The following is a 922-nucleotide window of genomic DNA, read 5'->3' on the forward strand; positions in this document are numbered from 1 at the left end:
GTGCGGATACACGGGGCGGGCGGGTTCGCGCGGAAACGGAAGCGTCGATCGTCACCATGAACGTGCTGGGCATCGAGACCACCTGCGACGAGACCGCCGCCGCGATCGTCGCGCCGGGGGAGGACGGCCGCGGCGTCATCCTGTCGAACGAGGTGCTGAGCCAGATCGCCGAGCACGCGGCCTATGGCGGCGTGGTGCCGGAGATCGCCGCCCGCGCCCATGTCGAGGTGCTCGACCGGCTGATCGCGCGGGCGCTCGACCGCGCCGGCTTGGCCCTCAAGGACGTGGACGGCATCGCGGTGGCGGCCGGCCCCGGCCTGATCGGCGGGGTGCTGATCGGCCTCGTCACCGCCAAGACCCTGGCGCTCGTGACGCGCAAGCCCCTGCTCGCGGTCAACCATCTGGAGGCGCACGCGCTGACCGCGCGGCTGACCGACGGCCGGGCCTTTCCCTACCTCCTGCTGCTGGCGTCCGGCGGCCACACCCAGCTCGTGGCGGTGAAGGGCGTCGGCGACTACGTGCGCCTCGGCAGCACCATCGACGACGCCATCGGCGAAGCCTTCGACAAGGTCGCCAAGCTCCTGGGTCTGGCCTATCCCGGCGGCCCCGAGGTCGAGCGCATGGCGGAAGCCGGCGATCCGGAGCGGTTCACCCTGCCGCGGCCGATGCTCGGGCGTCGCGACGCCAACTTCTCGCTGTCCGGCTTGAAGACCGCGCTGCGGATCGAGGCGGAGCGCACCGCGCCGCTCGCCGAGCGCGACGTCGCCGACCTCTGCGCCGGCTTCCAGGCCGCGGTGGTCGACGTGGTGGTCGACCGCGTCCGCGTGGCGCTGCGCACCTTCTCCACCGTCGCCGGCCACCCGACCGCGCTCGTCGCCGCCGGCGGAGTCTCGGCCAACGGCGCGATCCGGCGGGCGCTGGC

The 922-nt window shown here is 73.8% G+C and carries 1 protein-coding gene; it reads left to right on the forward strand.

Annotated features, from left to right (window positions below; genetic code table 11):
* Positions 1 to 56 precede the first annotated feature (56 nt).
* A partial coding sequence (gene tsaD / locus FV223_RS28660) for a tRNA (adenosine(37)-N6)-threonylcarbamoyltransferase complex transferase subunit TsaD (protein ID WP_147730000.1) occupies positions 57 to 922 on the forward strand: 866 nt, incomplete at its 3' end.

The organism is Methylobacterium sp. WL116 (assembly GCF_008039455.1).
Lineage (GTDB): Bacteria > Pseudomonadota > Alphaproteobacteria > Rhizobiales > Beijerinckiaceae > Methylobacterium.